The following is a 23,233-nucleotide window of genomic DNA, read 5'->3' as shown; positions in this document are numbered from 1 at the left end:
TGATCACTGGTCCTTGTGGGAGAGAGCGCGGACGGTACGGGACGGGCTGGGCCGGCCCAGCTGTTCGGCCATCCACACGCTGGTGGCGGTCAGACGGCCGAGGTCGACCCCGGTCTCGATGCCGAGCCCGTGCAGCATCCAGACGAGGTCCTCGGTGGCGAGATTGCCGGTGGCGGACTTGGCGTACGGGCAGCCGCCGAGCCCTCCGGCGGAGGCGTCCACGGTGGTGACGCCGTGCTGGAGGGCGGCCAGGGTGTTGGCGAGCGCCTGGCCGTAGGTGTCGTGGAAGTGGACGCCGATCGCGTCGGTCGGCACGCCCCGCTCGTTCAGCAGGGCGAGCAGCGCCCGGACCTGGCCCGGGGTGGCCACCCCGATGGTGTCGCCGAGGCTCAGCTCGTCGCAGCCCATGTCCCGCAGCGCCCCGCACACCCGTGCCACCTGGGCGAGCGGCACCGGGCCCTCCCACGGGTCGCCGAAGCACATGGAGACATAGCCGCGCACCCGTACGCCCTCGTCCTTCGCGCGCCGCACCACCGGCTCGAACACCGCGAGGGACTCCTCCAGGGTGCGGTTGAGGTTGGCCTTGGCGAAGGACTCGGTGGCGCTGGCGAACACGGCGACGTACTCGGCGCCCAGGGCCAGCGCCCGGTCCAGGCCGCGCTGGTTGGGGACCAGGACCGGGAGGGCCGCGTCCAGGCCGACGACCTGCGGGAACAGCTCCTCGGCGTCGGCGAGTTGAGGGACCCAGTTGGGGTGGACGAAGCTCGTCGCCTCGATGGTGGTCAGGCCCGCGCCGGCCAGCCGGCGGATGAACTCGGCCTTCACCGCCGTCGGGACGGCCGTCTTCTCGTTCTGCAGTCCGTCGCGCGCGCCGACTTCGTGGATCCGCACCCGCGCCGGCAGGCCCTCGGCCGGTACGGTCATGGGCAGTCCCTCGGTGCTCATCCGGCCGCCTCCTCGAGTGGTGCGATGACGGCCAGCACCTGGTCCATGGCGACCGTGCTGCCCGGGGTCACGTCCAGTTCGGCGACCGTGCCGGCGTGCGGGGCGGAGATGACGTGTTCCATCTTCATCGCCTCCACCACCAGCAGGCTCTGCCCGGCGGTCACCTCGTCGCCGACGGCCACCTTGACCACCGTGACCGTGCCCGGCATGGGCGCGGTGAGGGAGTCGGCGCCCGCGTGGGCCGCGCGGTTCAGGGACGCGGCGACCGGGTCGTGGTCGCGCACCTGCCAGGCGTCACCGTCCCGGCCGAGCCAGTCGCCGGCGCGGCGGAAGGTGTGCCGGACGCCGTCCAGGGTGACGCTCACCCGGTCACCGGTGACGGTGTGGGCGCCCCGGGGGGAGTAGGCGACGGGTTCGCGCACCCGCAGGTGGAAGACGGGCGGCTTCGGGGTGCCGCCGAGCCGCCAGCCGTTCGGCACCGAGAACGGGTCGGTCCAGCCCTCCGAGCGCGGCTTCAGCGCCTCCAGCCGTACGGCCGCCGCCGCCTCGTACACCTCCTCGGGCACCTCGGCGGGGACCAGGTCGTCCACCACCCGCTCCACCAGCCCCGTGTCCAGGTCCCCCGCGACCACCGCCGGGTGGGCCAGCAGCCGGCGCAGGAACCCGGCGTTGGTCTGCACGCCCAGCGTGACCGTCCGCTCCAGGGCCGCCCGGAGCCTGCGCAGCGCGGTCGCGCGGTCGGGGCCGTAGGCGATCACCTTGGACAGCATCGGGTCGTACAGGCTGCCCACCTCGGTGCCCTCGCTCAGCCCGGAGTCGGTGCGCACCCCGTCGCCCTCGGGCTCGTCCAGCAGCAGGACCGTGCCGCCGGAGGGCAGGAAGCCGCGCGCGGGGTCCTCGGCGCAGATCCGGGCCTCCACCGCGTGCCCGGTGAGCGTGATGTCCGACTGGGCGAAGGGCAGCCGTTCGCCGGCCGCGACCCGCAGCTGCCACTCCACCAGGTCCAGACCGGTCACCAGTTCGGTGACCGGGTGCTCCACCTGGAGGCGGGTGTTCATCTCCATGAAGTAGTACTGCGACGGGTCGCCGCCTGGGACGATGAACTCCACCGTGCCCGCGCCCCGGTACCCGCACGAGCGGGCCGCCTGCACGGCCGCCTCGCCCATCGCGGCCCGGGTCGCCTCGTCGAGGAGCACGCTCGGCGCCTCCTCGACGACCTTCTGGTGGCGCCGCTGGAGGGAGCACTCGCGCTCGCCGAGGTGCAGCACGTTCCCGTGGCCGTCGGCCAGCACCTGGATCTCGATGTGCCGGGGCCGGTCGATCCACCGCTCCACCAGCAGCGTGTCGTCGCCGAAGGAGGTGCGGGCCTCCCGGCGGGCGGCGGCGATCTCCTCGTCCAGCACGGTCAGGTCCCGCACCAGGCGCATGCCCTTGCCGCCACCGCCGGCCGACGGCTTCAGCAGCACGGGCGCGCCCAGGGCGCGGGCCGCCTCGGCCAGCTCCGGGTCGCGTCCGCCGGGCACCACCGGCACCCCGGCCGCCTCGACCGTCTCCTTGGCCCGGATCTTGTCGCCCATCAGCGCGATCGCGTCCGCCGGCGGGCCGATGAAGACCAGCCCGGCCTCCTCGCACGCCCGCGCGAAGGCCGCGTTCTCGGCGAGGAAGCCGTACCCGGGGTGGACGGCCTGGGCGCCGGTGCGGGCGGCGGCCTCCAGCAGCCGCTCCACCGACAGATAGCTCTCGGCGGCCGGCGCCGGACCGATCCGGACCGCCGTGTCGGCCTCCCGTACGTGCCGCGCGTCGGCGTCGGCGTCGGAGAAGACCGCCACCGAGCGCACGCCCAGGGCGCGCAGCGTACGGATCACGCGTACGGCGATCTCGCCCCGGTTGGCCACCAGCACTGTGTCGAACACGGTTCCCCTCCTCACATCCGGAAGACGCCGAACTGGGGGTCTCCCAGAGGCGCGTTGGCGCAGGCCGTCAGGGCCAGACCGAGGACCTGACGGGTGTCCAGCGGGTCGATCACGCCGTCGTCCCAGAGCCGGGCGGTGGCGTAGTAGGCGTTGCCCTGGCGCTCGTACTGGGCGCGGATGGGCGCCTTGAACGCCTCTTCTTCCTCGGCGGGCCACTCCTCGCCGCGTCCCTCCAGCTGGTCCCGCTTGACGGTCGCCAGCACGGACGCGGCCTGCTCGCCGCCCATCACGGAGATCTTGGCGTTGGGCCACATCCACAGGAAGCGGGGGGAGTAGGCCCGGCCGCACATCGAGTAGTTGCCCGCGCCGTAGGAGCCGCCGACCACCACCGTCAGCTTGGGCACGCGGGTGCAGGCCACCGCCGTGACCATCTTGGCGCCGTGCTTGGCGATGCCCCCCGCCTCGTAGTCCCTGCCCACCATGAAGCCCGAGATGTTCTGGAGGAACACCAGCGGGATGCCGCGCTGGTCGCACAGCTCGATGAAGTGGGCGCCCTTCTGGGCGGACTCGGAGAACAGGATGCCGTTGTTGGCGACGATCCCCACCGGGTGGCCGTGGATCCGCGCGAACCCGGTGACCAGGGTCTGCCCGAACTCCGCCTTGAACTCGGCGAACCGGGAGCCGTCGACCACGCGCGCGATGATCTCGCGGACGTCGTAGGGGGTACGGGAGTCGACCGGGACGGCGCCGTAGAGCCCGTAGGGGTCCACCTTGGGTTCGACGGACGGCCGGACCTCCCAGGGCAGGGGCCCCCGGGCGGGGAGCGTGGCCACGATGTCCCGGACGATCCTCAGCGCGTGCGCGTCGTCCTCGGCGAGGTGGTCGGTGACGCCGGAGATCCGGGAGTGCACCTCGCCGCCGCCCAGCTCCTCGGCGGTGACGACCTCGCCGGTGGCCGCCTTCACCAGGGGCGGCCCGCCGAGGAAGATCGTGCCCTGGTTCCGCACGATCACGGCCTCGTCGCTCATCGCCGGGACGTACGCCCCGCCCGCCGTGCAGGAGCCCATGACGGCCGCGATCTGCGGGATGCCCGCGCCGGACATGCGGGCCTGGTTGTAGAAGATCCGGCCGAAGTGGTCCCGGTCGGGGAAGACCTCGTCCTGCATCGGCAGGAAGGCCCCGCCGGAGTCGACCAGATAGACGCACGGCAGCCGGTTGTCCAGGGCCACCTCCTGCGCGCGCAGGTGTTTCTTGACCGTCATCGGGTAGTACGTGCCGCCCTTGACCGTGGCGTCGTTCGCCACGATCACGCACTCGCGGCCGCTGACCCGCCCGATGCCGGCGATCACGCCGGCGGCCGGGGCCTGCCCGTCGTACATCCCGTCGGCCGCGAGCGGCGCCAGCTCCAGGAAGGGCGAGCCCGGGTCGAGCAGTGTGTCCACCCTGTCCCTGGGCAGCAGCTTGCCGCGCGCGGTGTGCCGCGCCCGGGCCTTCTCGCCGCCGCCGAGGGCCGCCGCGGCGAGCTTGCCGCGCAGCTCCTCCACGAGCTGGAGATGGGCCCTCTCATTGGCCCGCCAGCCCTCCGACGCGGGATCGGCCGCGCTGTGAAGCTCCGGTGCCTCCTGCATCCTGCGGTCCCCTCACCGGTGTCCGAACCTGTTAATGAGCGTTAACCATTTCCCTCAGGTTAACGACCGCTAACGTCGCTGTCTAGAATTGTCGGCATGGCCAGCAGAACCGACGCCCCCACCCGCCGTGAGCAGATCCTCAAGGAGGCCGCCCGGCTCTTCGCCGAACGCGGCTTCCACGGCGTCGGTGTCGACGAGATAGGCGCCGCCGTCGGCATCAGCGGCCCCGGCCTGTACCGGCACTTCCCGGGCAAGGACGCCATGCTGGCCGAGCTGCTGGTCGGCATCAGCGGACAGCTGCTCACCGGTGCCCGGCGCCGGCTGGCGGAGGCCGACGGGACCCCCGCGACCCGGGTGCTGGACTCCCTGATCGAGGGCCACATCGACTTCGCCCTGGACGACCGCCCGCTGATCACCCTGCACGACCGCGAGCTGGACCGGCTGCGCGACAGCGACCGCAAGCTGGTGCGCCAGTTCCAGCGGCAGTACGTGGAGCTGTGGGTGCAGGTGGTCCGCGAGGTCTACCCGGGCCTGACCGAACCGGCCGCCCGCTCGGCCGTCCACTCCGTCTTCGGCCTGCTGAACTCCACCCCCCACCTCGGCCGCGCCGGCACGCTCCCCGGCCGGGGGACGACGGCGGACCTGCTGCACCGGATGGCGCGGGGGGCGTTCGAGGCGGCGGGGCGGGAGTAGCCGCCGTACGGCTGCCTCCCCTGAGGGGCCCTCGGCCGTTCGGAGATCGTCCGCCGGGCCTCGTGGGGTGGTGCGGGCGGATGGGGCGGTCCCGGGGGAGATGTGTGGCCGCGGGGCTGCCATCGCCGCCCGACGGGGAGTTTCGCGGAGCCTGTCCGGGGCTGCCCGGGTGGGCGCCGCAGGCCGTCCCTGCTCGCTGTCTGCGGCCCCCGGTGGACTGCCTGTCGCCTGCCGTCCTTGTCCTGCGCCCGCGGCGCCGAGTACTCGAAGGACGCCGCCTGTCGGCTGTGCCCCTGCCGGGCCTCGGGGCCCTCGTCGCGGGCGTGACGAGTATTACGGCGCAACCCCCCTGGACGGGCTTCCGTACTCGCCGGTACGGTGAGTGAGCAAGCGCTTAGACATGCTCGAAGTCATGCCGAGGTACGTGGAGGTGGCGGCGTGCGCCGTACGGTGTTCAACGAGGATCACGAGGCGTTCCGGGAGACCCTTCGCGCCTTCATCGAGGCCGAGGTCGTCCCGGTCTACGACGAGTGGTTCGCCGCCGGCCAGGCGCCGCGCGACTTCTACTACAAGCTCGGCGAGCTGGGCATCTTCGGCATCAGCGTGCCCGAGGAGTTCGGCGGCGCGGGCCTGGAGACCCACAAGTTCGAGGCCGTCCTCTACGAGGAGACCGCGCGCGCGGGCGTGCAGTTCGGCGGCTCCGGCGTGCACGTGCTGCTCGCCCTGCCCTACATCAAGATGCTCGCCACCGAGGACCAGAAGAAGCGCTACCTGCCGAAGTTCGTCACCGGCGAGGAGATGTGGGCCATCGCGATGACGGAGCCGGGCACCGGTTCCGACCTCGCGGGCATGAAGACCACCGCCAAGCTGAGCGAGGACGGCACGCACTACGTCCTCAACGGCGCAAAGACCTTCATCACCGGCGGCGTCCACGCCGACAAGGTGATCGTCTGCGCCCGCACCTCCGCGCCCACCGCCGAGGACCGCCGCCACGGCATCTCCCTGTTCGCCGTGGACACCAAGTCCGAGGGCTACTCCATCGGCCGCAAGCTGGACAAGCTGGGCCTGCGCACCTCCGACACCGCCGAGCTGGCCTTCGTGGACGTCAAGGTGCCCGTCGAGGACCTGCTCGGCGAGGAGAACAAGGGCTTCTACTACCTCGGCCACAACCTGGCCTCCGAGCGCTGGGGCATCGCCTTCGGCGCCTACGCCCAGGCCAAGGCCGCCGTCCGGTTCGCCAAGCAGTACGTGCAGGAGCGCACCGTCTTCGGCAAGCCGGTCGCGCACTTCCAGAACACCAAGTTCGAGCTGGCCGCCTGCCAGGCCGAGGTGGACGCCGCCGAGGCCGTCGCCGACCGCGCGCTGGAGGCGCTGGACGCCGGCGAGCTGACCCCCGCCGAGGCCGCCTCCGCCAAGCTGTTCTGCACCGAGGTCGCGCACCGCGTCATCGACCGCTGCCTCCAGCTGCACGGCGGCTACGGCTACATGAACGAGTACCCGATCGCCCGCCTGTACGCGGACAACCGCGTCAACCGCATCTACGGCGGCACCAGCGAGATCATGAAGACGATCATCGCCAAGGACATGGGTCTCTGAGGACGCCCGGCCCCGGGCGGTATACCTGCACGCCATGAGCAAGGCACTCCAGGACCTCCTCGATCTGCTCCACCTGGAGCGGATCGAGGAGGACATCTTCCGCGGCGAGTCCCGCCCCGCCGTCGTCCCGCGCGTCTTCGGCGGGCAGGTCGCGGCGCAGGCGCTGGTCGCCGCCGGGCGCACGGTCCCCGCCGACCGGCCCGCCCACTCCCTGCACGCGTACTTCCTGCGCCCCGGCGACCCGGGCGCGCCGATCGTCTACACCGTGGACCGCATCCGCGACGGCCGGTCCTTCACCACCCGCCGCGTGGTCGCCGTCCAGCACGGCAGGCCGGTCTTCCACCTCTCCGCGTCCTTCCAGACGTACGAGGACGGCCTGGAGCACCAGGCGCCCATGCCCGCCGCGCCCGACCCGGCCACCCTGCCCACCTCCCAGGAGCGGCTGGGCGGCTACGCCCACCTCGCCCCCGAGGTCGTAGAGAGGTTCCTCCGGGCCCGCGAGGCGGTCGACCTCAGATACGTGGACGAGCCGCCGTACGGGCGCTACGGCGAGCCGCGCGAGCCGCACTCCCAGGTGTGGTTCCGCGTCAACGGCAAGCTGGACGGCGACGACCCGTTGCAGCACGTCGTCCTCGCCACCTACGTCTCCGACATGACCCTGCTCGACTCCGTGCTGCTCGCCCACGGGCGCGGCGGCTGGGCCGTCGGTGACGTCGTCGGGGCGTCCCTGGACCACGCGATGTGGTTCCACCGGCCCTTCCGGGCGGACGAATGGCTGCTGTACGACCAGGAGTCACCGACGTCGTCCGGCGGCCGCGGCCTCGGTCAGGCCCGCATATACACGCAGGACGGACGGCTCGCCATCACCGTCATCCAGGAGGGCGTGGTCCGCGTTCCGAGACAGCCGTGACTAATGTGCTTCTCGAGATGACTTGTGACGTATGTCCGATTAGGCTCTCTGGGTGAAGGGCCGCAGCGAACGCCATTTCGTTCATTCTCTGCTGCGGTGACACCTGAAGACCGCGCCGCATCTTCCTCATCATCCGCGGCGACGGCCATCCACCTCGCGCTTCCCTCCGGGGGACCGCGAGAGACGATGGAGATGGAAGGTATTCCCATGCGATCACAGCGCACGAGGCGTCTTGTCGCGTTGTCCGCCTCCGGTCTGCTGCTGGCGGGCGGAGCCGCGTTCGGCACGGCCGCGACGGCCTCCGCCTCGGACTACGGCAGCGACAGTTCCTACAGCCGTTACGACGATGACCACGGCGGCGGCTGGTGGGACGACGATGACGACGACTACGGCCGCGGCGACCACGGCGGTGGCTACGGCGACCACGACGGTGGCTACGGCGGCGACCACGGCGGCTACGGCGGTGGTGACCACGGTGGTGGCGGCGGTCACGGCGACGGTGGCGGTCACGGCGGTGGCGGCGGCCACGGCGGCGGTGGCGGTGGCCACGGCGGCGGCGGTGGCGGCGGCCACGGAGGCGGTGGTGGCGGTCACTGATCCGGTCTGACAACCGAACACCGAGTGCGGCCCCGTCAGCGGGGCCGCGCGTCGTTTCCGCGACCGGAGTCGACCAGGCGACCGGGGTTGACGAGCCGTCAGGCCAGTCCCGCTCCGGCCAGCAGATACGCCGTCATCGGGTCGTAGTAACGGGGGCTGACCACATGGTCGTCCAGCGGGACCACCACCTGCACGGTGCCCTCCGACTCGGCGAGGAAGAGTGCCGGGTCGTTGCAGTCGGCGTACCCGACGGAGTCCACGCCGTGCTGCCCCGCGTACCCCGCCCAGCCGTGGTCGGCCACCACCAGGTCGGGCAGCGGACGCCCCGCCCGCTCGAGTCCGGTCAGGATGGCCCGCATCGGCTGCCCGGAGTGGGTGTGCCACAGCGTCGCCCCGTGCTCCAGCACGGCCACGTCCGCGAACTGCATGACGTACCCCTCGTCCGTGCTCAGCCCGTCCGGGATGACCACGATCTCGCAGCCCGCGGCGCGCAGCGCGGCGGCCGTGGCCCGGTGCACGTCCAGCAGCCCGCCCGGGTGCCCGGTCGCGAACAGCACCCGCTGGCGTCCCTCGGCCGCCTTGCGCAGCCGCGCCGCCATCCGGTCCAGCGCGTCCACGGTCAGTTCGGGGTCGATGGTGTCCTGCCCGAACCGGTACTCCGGGTCGTCGTTGACACCGACCCGCTCGGCCATCACCGCGAGCACGTCCTGCTCGTCCGTCCAGCGGTCGCCCAGCTCCAGGCCGAGCCAGAAGTCGCGGACACCGTTGGCGAGCTGACGGTAGTGGGAGAGGTTGTTCTCGCGGGGCGTGGCGACGTCCCCCGCGATGCGGGTGCGCACCAGATGGTCGACGAGCTGGGCGCGGCTGGGTGTCCCGGATATCGGCATGGCTCCCATTGTGGGGCAGCGCACGGCGCCGGTCCCGGAGATATCGGCCGCTGGGACGGGGGTCACGCACCGGGACGGTCAGCCCCGGCGCAGGGCGAACCACAGCTCCATGCGCACGTCCGGGTCGTCCAGGTCGGTGTCCAGCAGGGCCGCGCAGCGGGCGACGCGCTGCCGCACGGTGTTGCGGTGCACGCCCAGCGCCACCGCCGTACGGTCCCAACTGCCGTGCAGCGACAGCCAGGCGCGCAGGGTCTCGGCGAGCGCGGGCTGCCCGGCGAGGGGGGCGAGCAGGGTACGGGCGTGCGTCTCGGCGTCCGCCGCCGGCACCAGGTCCGCGAGCGCCGGCCGGGCGGCGTGCCGCAGCAGCGGGACGCGGGTGGCGCGGGCCCGGGCCAGGGCGCGGGCGGCCTGGGTGTCGGCGGCCGGCCACTCCCGGGGTTCGGCCGGGGCGCTCACCCCGAGGGTCCAGCCGGGCTGCGGCTGCGGTACCCGGTCGGCGGGCACCAGCACCCGTACGGTCTCGCCGGCGAGGTCGACCAGCGGCGAGCCCAGGGCGGCGCCCAGCGCGGAGGCGGCGACCGGGTCCGGGGCCTGGGCCTCCGGCCGGGCGTGCACGACGAGCCGGCGGCCGGCGCCGAGCAGCGGGGCCACCTCCTCGGGCGGGGCGCCGAGCAGCAGCCGCACCAGCGCGGAGGACCGGGCCGCGCCGGCCCCGCTGTGGTGCTCCCCGGTCAGCAGCGCCAGCAGGACGGCGGCCACCGAGGCGATGGTGTGGTCCCCGGCCTCCCGCCGCCGGCCGGCCACCCCGAGCACGAACCCCTCCCCGGCCCCGAGCGCGTAGACCGCGAGGTGCACACCGCCGTGGGTGTCGGTGGCGGAGGCGGGGTGCGCGGGGGCCTTCGCCGGGTGGGAGGCCGGTCTGACCACGCCGGCCAGCCCGGCCAGGGCCGCCCGGACCTCCGGCGGTGTCTCCCGCCCCGCCCCCGCGACCTCCGTGCCGTCCGGGCCGTAGAGGACCGCCCGGCCGGACAGGTGCTGGGACAGCCGGCGCAGGACCGAGGGGATGGGGTCGGGGCGGGCGGCGGCCGCCGCGAGGCTCTGCTGGGCCTCGGTGACGCGGCGCAGCTCGGCCAGCCGGGCCTGTGCCATCAGCTGCCAGACCGCGCGGGCCACGGCGGAGAACGTGGTGTGCGGCGGGACCTCCAGCAGCGGCAGGCCCTGCTGCTCGCAGGCGGCGACCAGGGCGGGCGGGACCGTGTCGTGCACGGGGGCCACCCCGAAGCCGAGCGCCGCGCCGCCGCCCGCCACGATCCGGGAGACGTAGCCGGCGAAGTAGCCCTCCGGTTCCGCCTCCTTCGGGACGTGCACCCCGGCGGTGAGCAGCAGCTCGCCGCCCAGCAGGTAGGGGGAGGGGTCGGTCATCTCCGAGGTGTGCGCGCCGTGGATCACGGTCCCGGGGTCCGCGGGCCCGGCGATCTGCCGCAGGGCGAGGTCCTCCCGGGCCAGCAGCGCCTGGAGCGGCACCGGCGGGGTCGGCGGGACGGCGGGGGCCGGGGTGATCGTCTCGGGCATGGTGTGCGTACCTTCCATCCCGCCCCGTTCCTCTGTATGAAACGTACACTTCGCAGTCGCTTTCCGGCCACCTACTGTCAGGTGAGCACGGCAGCCGCGGGTACGGGCGGATGTCCCCGCGAGCCGCTGCCGACACCGAAGGATCTGCACGACACGCCACCGGACAGTGCGCGAAGGAGGGCCGCCCCATGGCCGTCGACTACACAGTGATCGTCGTCTATCTCGCCGGCATGCTGGCGATGGGCTGGTGGGGCATGCGCCGCGCCAAGTCCAAGAGCGAGTTCCTGGTGGCGGGCCGCCGCCTGGGCCCGGCCATGTACTCCGGCACCATGGCGGCGATCGTGCTCGGCGGCGCGTCCACCATCGGCGGCGTGGGGCTGGGCTACCAGTACGGCCTGTCCGGCGCCTGGATGGTCTTCACCATCGGCCTCGGACTCCTCGCCCTGTCCGTGTTCTTCTCCGCGCGCATCGCCCGCCTGAAGGTCTACACCGTCTCCGAGATGCTGGACCTGCGCTACGGCGGACGGGCGGGCGTGATCTCCGGCGTGGTCATGTGGGCGTACACCCTGATGCTCGCGGTGACCTCCACCATCGCCTACGCCACCATCTTCGACGTGCTGTTCGACGTGAACCGCACGGTCGCGATCGTCCTCGGCGGCGCGATCGTCGTGGCGTACTCCACCCTCGGCGGGATGTGGTCCATCACCCTGACCGACATGGTGCAGTTCGTCGTCAAGACGATCGGCGTGCTGCTCCTGCTGCTGCCCGTCGCGGTGGTCAAGGCGGGCGGCTTCGCCGAGATGAAGGCCGAGCTGCCGACCTCCTACTTCGACCCGCTGGGCGTCGGCGGCGAGACCATCTTCACGTACGTGCTGATCTACACGTTCGGCATGCTGATCGGCCAGGACATCTGGCAGCGCGTGTTCACCGCCCGCAGCGACCGCACCGCCCGCTGGGGCGGCACGGTGGCCGGGACCTACTGTCTGGCCTACGCCCTCGCCGGCGCGGTGATCGGCACCGCCGCCAAGGTGCTCTACCCGGACCTGGGCAGCCCCGACGACGCCTTCGCCACCATCGTCAAGGACGAACTCCCCGTCGGCGTGCGCGGCCTGGTGCTGGCCGCCGCCCTGGCCGCCGTGATGTCGACCTCCTCCGGCGCCCTGATCGCCTGCGCCACGGTCGCCAACAACGACATCTGGTCCCGGCTGCGCGGCCTCGCCAAGCGCTCCGGGGACCAGGAGGAGCACGACGAGGTCGCCGGCAACCGCGCCTTCATCCTCGTCATGGGCCTCGCCGTCATCGGCACCGCCATCGCGCTGAACGACGTGGTCGAGGCGCTCACCGTGGCCTACAACCTGCTCGTCGGCGGCCTGCTGGTGCCCATCCTCGGCGGCCTGCTGTGGAAGCGCGGCACCGCCCAGGGGGCGCTGGCCTCCGTCGCCGTCGGCGGCCTGTCCGTCATCGGCCTGATGGCCGGCTACGGCATCCTCGCCAACGAACCCGTCTACTACGGCCTGCTGGCCTCCCTCGCGGCCTACGTCGCCGTCTCCCTGGCCACCCGGCCCACCGACGAGGCCGTCCTCGCCGTCTGGCGCGAGCGGCTCGCCGGGCGGCCCTCCGAACTGTCGTCCGAAACGGTCCCGGCTCACCAGTAGAGTCATGGGAAAGCAGTACATGCGCGATGAAGCGCAAGAAAGAAGGCATTTCAGTATGAGCAGCAACGAGACGCCCCGCGGCCCCGTCGACTCCTCCCGCATCCCGCGGTACGCCGGCCCCGCGACCTTCGCCCGGCTGCCCCGCCTGGACGAGGTCGGCACCGCCGATGTCGCCGTGGTGGGCGTGCCGTTCGACTCCGGTGTCTCGTACCGGCCCGGCGCCCGCTTCGGCGGCAACGCCATCCGCGAGGCGTCCCGGCTGCTGCGCCCGTACAACCCGGCGCAGGACGCCTCCCCGTTCGCCCTGGCGCAGGTCGCCGACGGCGGCGACATCGCGGTGAACCCGTTCAACATCAACGAGGCCGTGGAGACTATCGAGGCCGCCGCCGACGACCTGCTCGGCACCGGCGCCCGCCTGATGACCCTCGGCGGCGACCACACCATCGCGCTGCCGCTGCTGCGCTCGGTGGCGAAGAAGCACGGCCCGGTGGCCCTGCTGCACTTCGACGCCCACCTGGACACCTGGGACACCTACTTCGGCGCCGAGTACACCCACGGCACCCCGTTCCGGCGCGCGGTGGAGGAGGGCATCCTCGACACCTCGGCCCTCTCCCACGTCGGCACCCGCGGCCCGCTGTACGGCAAGCAGGACCTCACCGACGACGAGAAGATGGGCTTCGGCATCGTCACCTCGGCGGACGTCTACCGCCGGGGCGCCGACGAGATCGCCGACCAGCTGCGCCAGCGCATCGGCGACCGGCCGCTGTACATCTCCATCGACATCGACTGCCTGGACCCGGCGCACGCGCCCGGCACCGGCACCCCCGAGGCGGGCGGCATGACCTCCCGCGAGCTGCTGGAGATCCTGCGCGGCCTGGCGTCGTGCAACCTGGTCTCGGCGGACGTGGTCGAGGTCGCCCCGGCGTACGACCACGCCGAGATCACCTCGGTCGCGGCCTCCCACACCGCCTACGAACTGACCACGATCATGAGCCGCCAGATCGCCGCGGCCCGGAAGGACGCTGAAGCGAAGTGACCCACGACCACGACCTGGTACTCCGCCCGACGCCGGCGCAGATCACCGCCGCCCTGAACCCGCCCCCGGGGCGCAACGGCGGAGACCTGGTCGTGGAGACGCTGGCCGGGCTCGGCGCGACGACCGTCTTCGGTCTGCCCGGCCAGCACGCCCTCGGCATGTTCGACGCGCTGCGCCGTTCCTCGCTGCGCTACGTCGGCCTGCGGGTGGAGAACAACGCGGGCTTCGCGGCCGACGCGTACGGCAGGGTCACGGGCGAGGCGGCCCCGCTGCTGCTCTCGACGGGGCCGGGGGCGCTGATGTCGCTGGCCGCGCTCCAGGAGGCGGCGGCGGCCAGCGCGCCGGTGCTGGGGATCGGCAGCCAGATCCCGGTCGCGGGCCTGGGCGGGGCCCGCAAGGGCTACCTCCATGAACTCCCCGACCAGCCGGCGTCGTTCCGGGACGTGGTGAAGTCGGTTCACACGGTCCGCAGCCAGTCCCAGATCCCGTCGGCGATCGCGGCGGCCTGGAAGTCGGCGCTGACGGCACCGCACGGCCCGGTGTGGGTGGAGATCCCGCAGGACGTGCTGCTGGCGGAGACCTCCCTGCCGGTGGTGACGGCGCCGGACGCCACCCCGGACGACCTGCCCCCGCGCCCCGAACTGACCGCGCTGGCAGCGCACTTGCTGTCCCACGCCGAGCGCCCGGTGATCATCGCGGGCGGCGGGGTCGTACGGTCGGACGCCTCGGGGAAGCTGCGGCTGCTGGCGGAGAGGCTGAACGCGCCGGTGGTGACGACGTTCGGCGGCAAGGGCGCGTTCCCCTGGAACCACCCGCTCTCCCTCCAGTCCTGGCTGGAGGACCGCCACACCACGGACTTCCTCGAGGAAGCGGACGTCCTGCTGGTGATCGGCTCCGGCCTGGGCGAACTGTCCTCGAACTACCACACGTTCAGGCCCCGGGGCCGGGTGATCCAGATCGAGGCCGACCTCGGCAAGCTGGAGTCCAACCACCCGGCCGTGGGCATCCACGCGGACGCCCGCCTGGCCCTCCAGGCCCTGCTGGAGACGGTGGAGGACCGCCCGGACGCATCGGCACGGGAGCGCGTACGCGAGCTGCTGGCAAAGGTGGCGGCCCGCATAGCCGGGCAGAACCTGACCCTGGAACAGCAGATCCTGTCGTCCGTCCGCCAGGCCCTCCCCGCCGACTCCCCGTCCTTCTGGGACATGACGATCCTGGCGTACTGGGCCTGGTCGGCGTTCGACGCGCAGGGCCCGAACCTGATGCACTCCGCCCAGGGCGCGGGCGGCCTCGGCTACGGCTTCCCGGCGGCCCTCGGCGCGGCGGCGGCCGACCCGACCCGCCCGGTCCTGGCGGTCTCCGGCGACGGCGGAGCCCTGTACTCGATCGCCGAACTGGCCACGGCCAAGCAGTACGACCTCCCCGTCACCTGGCTGATCATCGACGACGGCGGCTACGGCATCCTCCGCGAGTACATGACGGACGCCTTCGGCCAACCCACAGCCACGGAACTCCACCGCCCCGACTACGTGGCCCTGGCGGAATCCTTCGGCGTGACGGGGCTGCACACAATTCCGGAAACCCTCCAAGACGACTTGACCAGGGCCCTGAACACCCCGGGCCCGTCGGTGGTCGTACTCCCGGCGGTACTGCGGATGTTCGCACCGACTCACTTGGGCTGAGCGAGGGGCAGCAGCAGCTCGGCCCAGACCGCCTTCCCGATGCCGTGCCGCCGGGGGCAGCAGCCCCACCGGTGCGCGAGGGCTTGGACGATGGAGAGCCCACGGCCCTGTTCGTCGTCGGCCGCCGCCTTCTGCGGCAGCGGCCGGGAGTGGTTGGCGTCGGCGACCTCCACGCGCAGCCGGCCGTCGTACCGGGCGATGCGCACGCCGATCTCCCGGCCGGCCGGCCTCCGGGCGTGCCGGACGGCGTTGCTCATCAGTTCCGCGAGCAACAGCTCAGCGTTGTCGGCGACTTCGCCGTCGATCTTCCATTCAGTGAGCTGCGCGCGGAGTAAGGCACGGGCGCGTCCGGCACTGCGCGGGCCGTGGGGCAGGCGCCATTGGACTTCCGTCATGCCGGGGCATCCGGGCGATCGTTGGGTGCCGTTGTCTGGCACGGGGGGCCTCCGAGGTGATCAGGCCACAGGCGAGGATGGGCTACATCTCTAGAGATGTGAGAAGTAAAGCGTTGGCGGAGGCTCGCCGCAATACATCTCTAGAGAAGTGACGCTGGATGGCTGAATGCGGACGCCGTCTGACTGGGGCTGAGAGACCTCTGACGCCTAGGATGTCTAGAGATGATCGGAGGAGAGGTCTGGATGAGCGGCCGGGAGGCGGGGCGGCAGCCCAAGTACCAGCGGATCGCGGCGGAGCTTCGCGCGGCGGTGGAGGCCGGCCGGTACGGGCCGGGGGACCGGTTGCCCGGTGAGAACGACCTGATGGCCGAGCACGGTGTCGCCCGCATGACGGCACGGCAGGCGCTGGGCGTGCTCCAGGCGGAGGGTATCGCGGAGGCCCGCAAGGGCGCCGGGGTGTTCGTCCGCGACTTCAGGCCCATCCGCCGCCGGGGCATCGAGCGGCTCGCGCGGGAGCGGTGGGGTGAGGGGCGTTCGATCTGGTCCGCCGATATCGGGGACCGGGAACTGGTGGTCGACTCCGTCGAGGTGGCCGAGGAAGCGGCGCCCGCTGCCGTCGCGGCGGTGCTGGGGCTCGGCGAGGGCGCGGACGTCTGTGTCCGGCGGCGGCGGTTCGTGCTCGACGGCAAGCCGGTGCTGCTGTCCACGTCCTATCTGTCGGCCGCCCTTGTCGCGGGTACGGCGGTCACTCGGCCGGATACCGGGCCGGGTGGCACGTATGCGCGGCTCGCGGAGTTGGGGCGCGGGCCCGTGCGGTTCCGGGAGGAGGTCCGGTCGCGGATGCCGGGTGCGGAGGAGGCCGAGCGGCTGGCGTTGCCGGCGGGTGTGCCGGTCGTGTTGGTCGCGCGTACGGCCTTCGACGCCGAAGGGCTCGCGGTCGAGGTCAATGAGATGGTGCTGGACTCGTCGGCCTATGTGCTGGAGTACGACTTCGAGGCCTGAGGGGGCAGCTGCCTCCTCGGGCCTCGGAGTCGGTGCGCGGACGGCGTGGGTCAGCAGCCGCCCGGGCCCACGCCGTCGATGCGGCCGCCGAAGTCGCTCAGGTAGCGGGAGCGCCAGTCGCCGTTGAAGACGTCCCGCTTCTCCACCGGGCCCCAGTTGATGAAACACGCGCGGGTGGAGGAGACGAACGAGCCCACGTGGTCGTGGAGGAATGACGGCATGTCGCGGTAGCCGCTGCGGGACGTCCACTCCCAGGAGGAGCCGCCGAAGTTCTCACCGCTCCAGAAGCAGACGGAGCCGTCGTGGCAGGCGGGCGGGGCGGCCTTGGCCGTCGCGGTCTGGGCGGGCAGGAGTACGGCGGTCAGGGCGAGGGCGGCGGCCAGCGTCCAGGAGCGGAGCTGCTTCATGGGGCTCTCCAGGCAGGGGAGTTGGGGTGGCCGGCAGGACGGTGCGCCGGGCATCGTCATGGTGAGGGCAGGCTTTCCTGACACGCCCGGCGGTCACGGCCCCTTCCCCGATGTGGGGGAAGAAGTGGGACTAGTAGGACCAAAACGGTAAGGAACCCCGCTCTTCCGAACGTACGTGCAACCGTCGGCAGTTCTGGCGAGTCCACTAGGGCGGCGCACAAGTGCGCTCAAGGGCGTTCAGGGGGACGCCCGGACCTTCAAGGGGACTTTTTCCATGACTCACCGGACCACCGGCCGGGCCGGCGCGCTCGCGGCCGTCGTCAGTGCCGCGCTGCTCATACCCGCCGTCACCGCCGCCACCCCGGCCGCCGCGGCCACGCCCACCGTGACCTGCACGTCGGCCAAGGCGGGCCTCGCCGCCAAGCTGAAGAAGGACATCACGGCCGCCCTGTCGGGCCGCAAGGGCACCGTCGCCGTCGGCCTCTACGACCGCAGCACCAAGACCACCTGCACCCTGCGGGCCACCAGCGCCTACGACTCGGCCAGCACCGTCAAGGTCACCGTGCTCGCCACGCTGCTGTGGGACGCCAAGAAGCACAACCGGTACCTGACGAGCACCGAGCAGTCGCTCGCCAAGGCCATGATCACCAAGTCCGACAACAACGCGACCAGCAAGCTCTGGAAGCAGCTCGGCATGACGAAGATCAAGGGCTTCCTGAAGGCCGCCGGCATGACCAAGACCGTGCCGGGCACGGGCGGTTACTGGGGCCTGACCCAGGAGAACGTCAACGACGAGCAGAAGCTGCTCCAGCTCATCACCGCCAAGAACAGCGTGCTGAGCGACAACTCCCGCGACTACATCCAGAAGCTGATGGGGCAGGTCGTCTCCTCGCAGCGCTGGGGCACCCCGGCCGGCGCGCCGTCCTCCGTCTCCGTGCACGTCAAGAACGGCTGGCTGCAGCGCTCCACGCACGGCTGGCGCGTGCACAGCCTGGGCACCTTCAAGGGCGCCGGCCACGACTACATGATCACCGTGCTGACGCAGGACAACAGCACGATGAACTACGGCGTGACCACCATCCAGAACGTCGCCAAGGCCATCCACAAGGACCTGGTGCCGACCAAGGCCGGGGTCACCCGTTTCACGCCGACCAGCCAGCCGCGCGAGGCGTTCGTCGCCGTCCCGCCGCAGGGCTGACCCTTCACGAGGCGGCTTCCCGCACGTCACCGGCCGGCCCTACGGTGACGGCCATGCGCCTGAGAACCGTATTCGCCGGCCTCGCCGCCGGCCTGGCGACGGTCACCTCCCTGACCGCCGCCGGGCCCGCCGCCGCCCACACGCCGGACCGCCACGCCTGTTCGCCGTACGTCGTCCTCGACCGCTTCTCCGACGTGCTCGACAAGACGACGTACGAAGGCACGTACACCGGCAACCTCTCCGCCCTCGCCGTGGACCGGGACGGCTCGCTCGCGGCCCTCGGGGACCGTTCGTCGCTGTTCCGGCTGGACGCCCGTACCCTCCGGCCCAAGGGAGTCGTCCGCCTCGCCGACGAGAAGGGCGCCGACCTCGACTCCGAGGGCCTGGTCGTCGACCGCGACGGCACCCGGCTGGTCTCCTCCGAGACCGAGCCGTCCGTCCGCCGCTACGGCCCCGACGGCCGCCTCCTCGACCGGCTCCCGGTGCCCGCCGCCCTCCGGGTCGCCCCGGCCGGCCGGGCCACCGCCAACCAGACCTTCGAGGGCCTGACCCTGCTGCCCGGCGGCCGCACCCTGCTGGCCTCCATGGAGTACGCGACGGCCGGCGACACCGCCGGGATCGTCCGCTTCCAGACCTGGCGGCGCCACCGGGACCGCTTCGCGCCCGCCGCCCAGTACGCCTACCGCACCGACCCCGGCCTCGGCGTCCCCGAGGTCCAGGCCACCCCCGACGGCCGACTGCTGGTCCTGGAGCGGGGCTTCACCGCGGGCGTCGGCAACACCGTCCGCCTCTACCTCGCCGACCCCCGCCACGCCACCGACACGGCGGGCGTCGAGAACCTGACGGGCCAGAGCGGCGTCCGGCTGGTGAAGAAGACCCTGCTCGCCGACATCGCGGCCTGCCCGTCGCTCGGCGCCACGGCCAGGCAGCCCCAGCCCAACCCGCTGCTGGACAACATCGAGGGCATGACGGTCACCGGCCGCGACACCAAGGGCCGCCTGAAGGTCCTCCTGGTCAGCGACGACAACCAGAACCCGGCCCAGACGACACGGTTCTACTTCCTGCGCGTACGGACCTGAGGGCCGGCCCCGCTCCTACGGCGAGGGCCGGGCCGCGGACAGCCAGCCCGCCCAGCGCAGGCGCAGCCGGCCGTCCCGGTCCGTACGGGCCGTGAGTTCCGCCGCCTCGCAGTTGAGCCAGCGGGGCCGGTGGGCCTGCTCGAACAGGGCCCGGTCGGCGGGCGGCAGCAGGACGGTGAGGGCCTCGGTGAACAGGCCCCCGTGCCCGACCACGACGGCCGCCGAGCCCTCCGCCCGGTCGTCCGTGACGGCGCGCAGGGACGTCTCGAACCGCTCGACCGCCTCCGCGAGGCTCTCACCGCCGGGGAAGCGCGCGGTGTCCTCGCCCAGCCGCCAGGCGGCGATCACCTTCTCGTAGGCATCGCGGTCGTCGGGGCGGCCGGAGCCGTCGAGTTCGCCGACGTCGAGTTCCCTGAGCCCCTCGAGGACCCGGATGCCGGTCCCGGGCGGGGCCAGTACCTCGGCCGTGTGCCGGGCCCGGCGCAGCGGGGAGGACCACCATGCGGTGTCCGGCCCGCGGCCGGGCCGGCGCAGCAGGGGCGCGAGGGCCTCGGCCTGCCGGATCCCGCGCGACGTCAGCCGGAAGTCCGCTCGCCGGAAGGACAGGATGTGGTGGACGTTGGCCGGGTTCTCCCCGTGCCGGACCAGGAACAGGCGGATCACTTCGACCTCGTTCTTCCTTCCCGCGGCTGGTGGTGCGGCCTTCTCGGGTTGCGCGCGGTCCGCCCGGGAGCCGCCGTCCCTCCGGGCGGACCGCCACCCGCCGGCCCGGGGCGCGCCCTGGCCGGGCCCGGGGTCAGCCCAGCAGCGACAGCGCGGCGTCGTGGTCGACGCGGCCCTCGGCCTCCAGCTGGCGCACGGCGTCCTCCAGGAAGAGCACCCCGTAGAGGTAGTGCCCCTTCGCGAGGTCGACCGGGTCCAGCTGGTCGGCGGTGTCCTCACCCGTGCGCTTCTTGATGTCGGACAGCCGGCAGGCGGCCTCGGCGAGCAGGTGGAAGGCGTGTCCGAGCAGGTAGCGGCTCTCCCAGCCGGGGTCGTCCGCGGTGAGCCGCTGGAACTCGGGCAGGCCGCGCAGCAGCCCCAGCAGGCCGTGGGCCGCTGCCCGGTAGGCGGGGTAGGTGCCGCCCTCGATGGCCACCTGCCACTCCCCGGCGTCCTGGGTCAGCCGGAAGCCCTTGCGCAGACCGGCGTCCCACACCGTGAAACTGAACAGGATCTTGGACAGGTCGTAGGCGGGGTCCCAGTGCCCGAGGGTGCCGCGCGGGTCGATGATGCGGTACCCGCCCCGGCCGGCGCTCACGGCGGCGTCGTCCAGTACGAGGATGTTGCGGGTGTTGAGGTCGCCGTGGACCGGGTAGTACAGGCGGGCCGGATCGACGCCGGCCGTCAGGCCGGGCTGGTCCACCAGGGTCTGCGCCAGCCGCAGCGGGTTGCGGCAGACGACGCCGTTCACGGTGATCGTCTCCGCGTCGACCAGCGCGCCCGGCAGGTACTTCTGCAGCAGCCAGAAGCGCCGGATGAGCCGGTCGGCGTGCACCTCGGCGATGTGTCCCGGCGCCGTCTCCTCGCTGCTGCGCAGATAACCCTGCCCGACCAGGTCCGACAGGATGCGGCGCAGCTGGGGCGCGTACCGCTTCTCCACGTCCTCGCCCGCCCGCAGCGGGGCGGCGATGTCCTGGTTCGCGTAGAACGGCATGGTGTACGCCGACCAGTTGTCCCCGTGGAACTCGTCGGACAGCTCGGTGTACACCTCGCGCAGTTCGGGGATCTCCGCGCGGATCTTCTCGATCTGCCGGATCTTGACCCGGAAGGAGTCCAGGTCGTGGCCGTCGACGGCGCCCGGTATGTCGACCAGGAGCTTGACGACCTGGAAACCGCCGCCCGGCAGGGCGAGTTTGACCAGGCGGGCCGGCGAGCCGCCCTCGGTGAGCTCTTCGGTGAGGGCGCCGCCGATCCGCTCGGCCAGTTCGCCGAGCAGGGCGTCCTCCACGGCGCCCGCGTCGGGGGCCGGCGGGTTCTCGTCGTCGGGGACCGTTGCGTTCTGAACAGCCATGAGCTGCAACCTCGTTCGGTGTATGGCCCTGCGGCCGGTGGGGGTGACGGACGGACCGTCTCGGGGGAAGCGAGGGGGCGCGGGTCAGACGGCGACCGCGGTCTCCGGGCCGGCCAGGACGCCGTCGGGCAGCGCGTCGGCGTAGTGGTCGATGGCACGGTCCACCGCGTCGCGCAGCCGGGCGTCGACATCGATGCCCTTCTTCGCGGCGAAGTGGCCGGCGACCTCCTTCAGCGCCTGGAAGCCCTCGGTGGCGAAGGTGTAGTGACCGGCGATGATCGCCCGGTCGGTGTCGCTCGCCGTGGTCTGCGGGTGCATCCACTTCGCCCAGGAGCCGCTGTCGTAGGCCGCCTCGAGGAAGCGTTCGCGCTGCACCGGCAGGTTCAGCTCTTCCAGCAGGGCCAGGAAGGCGCGGGTCTCGACGACCCCGAACTCGGGCGCCACGTTGAGCGCGTCCACCCCGGCCGCGTTGAGGAAGCGCAGCTGGTCGCGGCTGAGGTAGTCGCAGTTGTGGGCCTTGAGCGCGATGCCGTGCCGCCGGGTGACGGCGACCAGGGAGCGCACCGCCGAGGCGACCGCGAACGGCGCGATGGTCAGCGCGCCGACGTTGCGCGTCTCCATCACCTTCGTGGCCGTCTGCGCGACGATGAAGGTCGGCAGCGGCAGCCCGGCGCCCTTCAGCCGCTCCAGGGCCGTGGTGACCTGCTCCTCGAACTCCTCGGGGTCGTTGGTGTCGCTGCCCTGGTCCTCGAAGCCGATCTCGAACAGGGTGGCGCGGCCCAGCGAGCGCGCGGTCTCCACGGACTGGCCGTACAGTTCCACCGCCCGGTCGATCGCGTCCTCCAGGGAGGCGACGCCGTCGAGGTCGACGGACGTGTCGACGTGCAGCAGGTCGAAGCCCTGACGGATGTCCTCGGCGTAGGACTCGGCCGCGGACTTCATCGCCTGCTCGATGGAGTAGCGCTGATGTCTCTCCTGCGGGTTCTGGTAGGGCCCGCCGTGATCCCGGCACAGCAGGATCAGGCCCTCGGGGTCCCGGGACCGGACGTACTCGGCGAACGTCTCGGTCGTCCAGCCCTCCACATAGCCGCCGCCCTGCTCGGCGGCCTCCACCTGGCGGCGGCTGGGGATCAGCATCAGGCGGCGCTTGCGCCGGTACGCCACCTGGATCGCCGCGTCCACGGCGTTCTTCGACATCGGTCCCACGCCGAGACGGGAGGGCACGGCGATGTCGGCGGAATGCGTCAAGTTGGTCACGTGTGGGTCCTCCGTGAACGGGGAGACTGTGCGGTGCCGCACAGTGCCGGTCAGGAGAAACCCTCGATGACACCTCTTTCCTGGGGACTTCGTGTTTCTTTCGTGGCCGAAACCTTCGTCCGGCCCGGCGGGGCGAGGCGGAAACGACGGGGCACGAACCGGCGCGGGGCGGCTCCCGGGGTGGGGAGTCGCCCGCGCGGTCGAGCGGCCCGGCCGCCGGACGCGCCCCGGCCGTCAGACGCGGTCGGGGCGCAGTGCCGCGGTGGGTTGCGGGGCCTGGTGCGGGGTGCGCGGGCCGCCGTCCGCCCTGGCCGTGCGCAGTACACAGGCCAGGGCGCTGTCGGCCAGACGGGCGCCCGCGTCGCTGAGGGCACCGGCCAGGGCGGCGCGGACCGGCTGTAACCGGCCGAGCAACTCCGCACCGGCGGTGGTGAGTTCCACCTCGATCCCGCGCCGGTCGGTGGCACACAGCCGGCGGGCGACCAGTTCCCGCCGCTCCAGCCGCGTGATCAGCCGGGTGGCCCCACTGTGGCTGAGACGCACCGCGCCGGCGAAGTCCTGCACCCGCACGGCACGTCCCCGGTGCGTATGGAGGTGATCCAGTGCCTGGTACTCCTGCACGGACAGCTGGAAGCGGTGCAGCTCTGCGGCCAGGGCTCTGTCCACCTGCGCGCACAGTGACTGCAGCTCCCGCCACGCGGAGGTGGAGAGTTCGTCATCGGCCACGG

21 protein-coding genes are annotated in these 23,233 nt (G+C 72.5%); 10 read left to right on the top strand and 11 right to left on the bottom strand.

Translation table 11 applies throughout. The annotated features are described in order from the left end of the window. Positions 1-3 precede the first annotated feature (3 nt). The 3 genes from HB370_RS15625 to HB370_RS15615 are packed head-to-tail and all read right to left on the bottom strand — an operon-like array spanning position 4 to position 4,486. Positions 4-945 (bottom strand): hydroxymethylglutaryl-CoA lyase, encoded by a 942-nt coding sequence (locus HB370_RS15625; protein ID WP_030782411.1) that lies wholly within the window; start codon positions 943-945, stop codon positions 4-6. Further along, positions 942-2,858 carry an acetyl/propionyl/methylcrotonyl-CoA carboxylase subunit alpha gene (locus HB370_RS15620; protein ID WP_030782409.1) on the bottom strand — a complete coding sequence of 639 codons (1,917 nt, stop codon included), beginning with the start codon at positions 2,856-2,858 and terminating at the stop codon, positions 942-944. Before HB370_RS15620 ends, HB370_RS15625 begins: the two co-directional genes overlap by 4 nt. 11 nt (positions 2,859-2,869) lie before the next feature. Further along, on the bottom strand, positions 2,870-4,486 hold the full coding sequence (locus HB370_RS15615) for a carboxyl transferase domain-containing protein (RefSeq protein ID WP_030782408.1): 1,617 nt from the start codon (positions 4,484-4,486) through the stop codon (positions 2,870-2,872). A 96-nt stretch (positions 4,487-4,582) separates the two neighbouring features. On the opposite strand from HB370_RS15615, the gene HB370_RS15610 reads away from it, so the two are divergent. The 4 genes from HB370_RS15610 (at position 4,583) to HB370_RS15595 (ending at position 8,282) form a co-directional block, all read left to right on the top strand. Next, positions 4,583-5,179, top strand: a complete 597-nt coding sequence (locus tag HB370_RS15610; protein WP_030782406.1) for a TetR/AcrR family transcriptional regulator — start codon at positions 4,583-4,585, stop codon at positions 5,177-5,179. Between the two features lie 438 nt (positions 5,180-5,617). Next, positions 5,618-6,775, top strand: a complete 1,158-nt coding sequence (locus HB370_RS15605; protein WP_030782404.1) for an acyl-CoA dehydrogenase family protein — start codon at positions 5,618-5,620, stop codon at positions 6,773-6,775. Between the two features lie 34 nt (positions 6,776-6,809). Then, on the top strand, positions 6,810-7,685 hold the full coding sequence (locus tag HB370_RS15600; protein ID WP_030782402.1) for an acyl-CoA thioesterase II: 876 nt from the start codon (positions 6,810-6,812) through the stop codon (positions 7,683-7,685). Positions 7,686-7,892: 207 nt separating this feature from the next. Then, positions 7,893-8,282 carry a hypothetical protein gene (locus HB370_RS15595; RefSeq protein WP_157855569.1) on the top strand — a complete coding sequence of 130 codons (390 nt, stop codon included), beginning with the start codon at positions 7,893-7,895 and terminating at the stop codon, positions 8,280-8,282. A 98-nt stretch (positions 8,283-8,380) separates the two neighbouring features. On the opposite strand, the gene HB370_RS15590 is transcribed toward HB370_RS15595, so the two are convergent. Then, positions 8,381-9,169: a phosphatase gene (locus HB370_RS15590; protein WP_030782396.1), complete on the bottom strand. Its 789-nt coding sequence runs from the start codon at positions 9,167-9,169 to the stop codon at positions 8,381-8,383. Positions 9,170-9,247: 78 nt separating this feature from the next. Beyond that, a complete protein-coding gene (locus tag HB370_RS15585; RefSeq protein WP_030782393.1) occupies positions 9,248-10,759 on the bottom strand; it encodes a PucR family transcriptional regulator in 1,512 nt (503 codons plus the stop codon). Between the two features lie 170 nt (positions 10,760-10,929). Here HB370_RS15585 and HB370_RS15580 point away from each other — a divergent pair, with 170 nt between their 5' ends. Genes HB370_RS15580 through HB370_RS15570 form a run of 3 tightly spaced genes read left to right on the top strand, consistent with a single transcriptional unit; the run spans position 10,930 to position 15,114 of the window. After that, on the top strand, positions 10,930-12,396 hold the full coding sequence (locus HB370_RS15580; RefSeq protein ID WP_030782390.1) for a sodium:solute symporter: 1,467 nt from the start codon (positions 10,930-10,932) through the stop codon (positions 12,394-12,396). Positions 12,397-12,451: 55 nt separating this feature from the next. Next, complete coding sequence (gene speB, locus HB370_RS15575; RefSeq protein ID WP_030782388.1) at positions 12,452-13,432, top strand: agmatinase; 981 nt, start codon at positions 12,452-12,454, stop codon at positions 13,430-13,432. Then, positions 13,429-15,114 (top strand): thiamine pyrophosphate-binding protein, encoded by a 1,686-nt coding sequence (locus HB370_RS15570; RefSeq protein WP_030782384.1) that lies wholly within the window; start codon positions 13,429-13,431, stop codon positions 15,112-15,114. Before speB ends, HB370_RS15570 begins: the two co-directional genes overlap by 4 nt. Here HB370_RS15570 and HB370_RS15565 read toward each other — a convergent pair. Then, the gene (locus HB370_RS15565; RefSeq protein ID WP_030782381.1) at positions 15,102-15,509 is read right to left on the bottom strand and encodes an ATP-binding protein; all 408 of its coding nucleotides are present in this window, start codon (positions 15,507-15,509) and stop codon (positions 15,102-15,104) included. The two genes, HB370_RS15570 and HB370_RS15565, sit on opposite strands and share 13 nt — an antisense overlap. Positions 15,510-15,752: 243 nt before the next feature. Between HB370_RS15565 and HB370_RS15560 the strand changes: the two genes are divergently transcribed. After that, positions 15,753-16,511 carry a GntR family transcriptional regulator gene (locus tag HB370_RS15560; RefSeq protein WP_030782378.1) on the top strand — a complete coding sequence of 253 codons (759 nt, stop codon included), beginning with the start codon at positions 15,753-15,755 and terminating at the stop codon, positions 16,509-16,511. Between the two features lie 50 nt (positions 16,512-16,561). Here the strand turns inward: HB370_RS15560 and HB370_RS15555 are convergent, their stop codons facing one another. Next, positions 16,562-16,918, bottom strand: a complete 357-nt coding sequence (locus HB370_RS15555) for a peptidase inhibitor family I36 protein (RefSeq protein WP_030782375.1) — start codon at positions 16,916-16,918, stop codon at positions 16,562-16,564. A 274-nt stretch (positions 16,919-17,192) separates the two neighbouring features. Here HB370_RS15555 and HB370_RS15550 point away from each other — a divergent pair, with 274 nt between their 5' ends. Together HB370_RS15550 and HB370_RS15545 are read left to right on the top strand one after the other, a co-directional pair. Beyond that, positions 17,193-18,116, top strand: a complete 924-nt coding sequence (locus HB370_RS15550; protein ID WP_030782372.1) for a serine hydrolase — start codon at positions 17,193-17,195, stop codon at positions 18,114-18,116. 53 nt (positions 18,117-18,169) lie between these two features. Next, entirely contained in the window at positions 18,170-19,195 is a 1,026-nt protein-coding gene (locus HB370_RS15545; protein WP_030782369.1) for an esterase-like activity of phytase family protein, read from the top strand. Positions 19,196-19,210: 15 nt separating this feature from the next. Here HB370_RS15545 and HB370_RS15540 read toward each other — a convergent pair whose 3' ends face one another. The 4 genes from HB370_RS15540 to HB370_RS15525 all read right to left on the bottom strand — a co-directional run bounded on the left by HB370_RS15540 (position 19,211) and on the right by HB370_RS15525 (position 23,231). Further along, a complete protein-coding gene (locus tag HB370_RS15540; protein ID WP_051815655.1) occupies positions 19,211-19,858 on the bottom strand; it encodes a histidine phosphatase family protein in 648 nt (215 codons plus the stop codon). A gap of 133 nt (positions 19,859-19,991) precedes the next feature. Further along, positions 19,992-21,248 (bottom strand): hypothetical protein, encoded by a 1,257-nt coding sequence (locus HB370_RS15535; RefSeq protein WP_030782364.1) that lies wholly within the window; start codon positions 21,246-21,248, stop codon positions 19,992-19,994. Positions 21,249-21,332: 84 nt separating this feature from the next. Further along, on the bottom strand, positions 21,333-22,505 hold the full coding sequence (locus HB370_RS15530; protein WP_244405535.1) for a class II D-tagatose-bisphosphate aldolase, non-catalytic subunit: 1,173 nt from the start codon (positions 22,503-22,505) through the stop codon (positions 21,333-21,335). A gap of 234 nt (positions 22,506-22,739) precedes the next feature. Next, entirely contained in the window at positions 22,740-23,231 is a 492-nt protein-coding gene (locus HB370_RS15525; protein ID WP_157855568.1) for a MarR family transcriptional regulator, read from the bottom strand. Positions 23,232-23,233 lie beyond the last annotated feature (2 nt).

The sequence above is a fragment of the Streptomyces sp. DSM 40868 genome (assembly GCF_011820545.1).
GTDB lineage: Bacteria > Actinomycetota > Actinomycetes > Streptomycetales > Streptomycetaceae > Streptomyces > Streptomyces eurythermus.
This window is presented reverse-complemented; position numbering and strand designations above follow the sequence as displayed.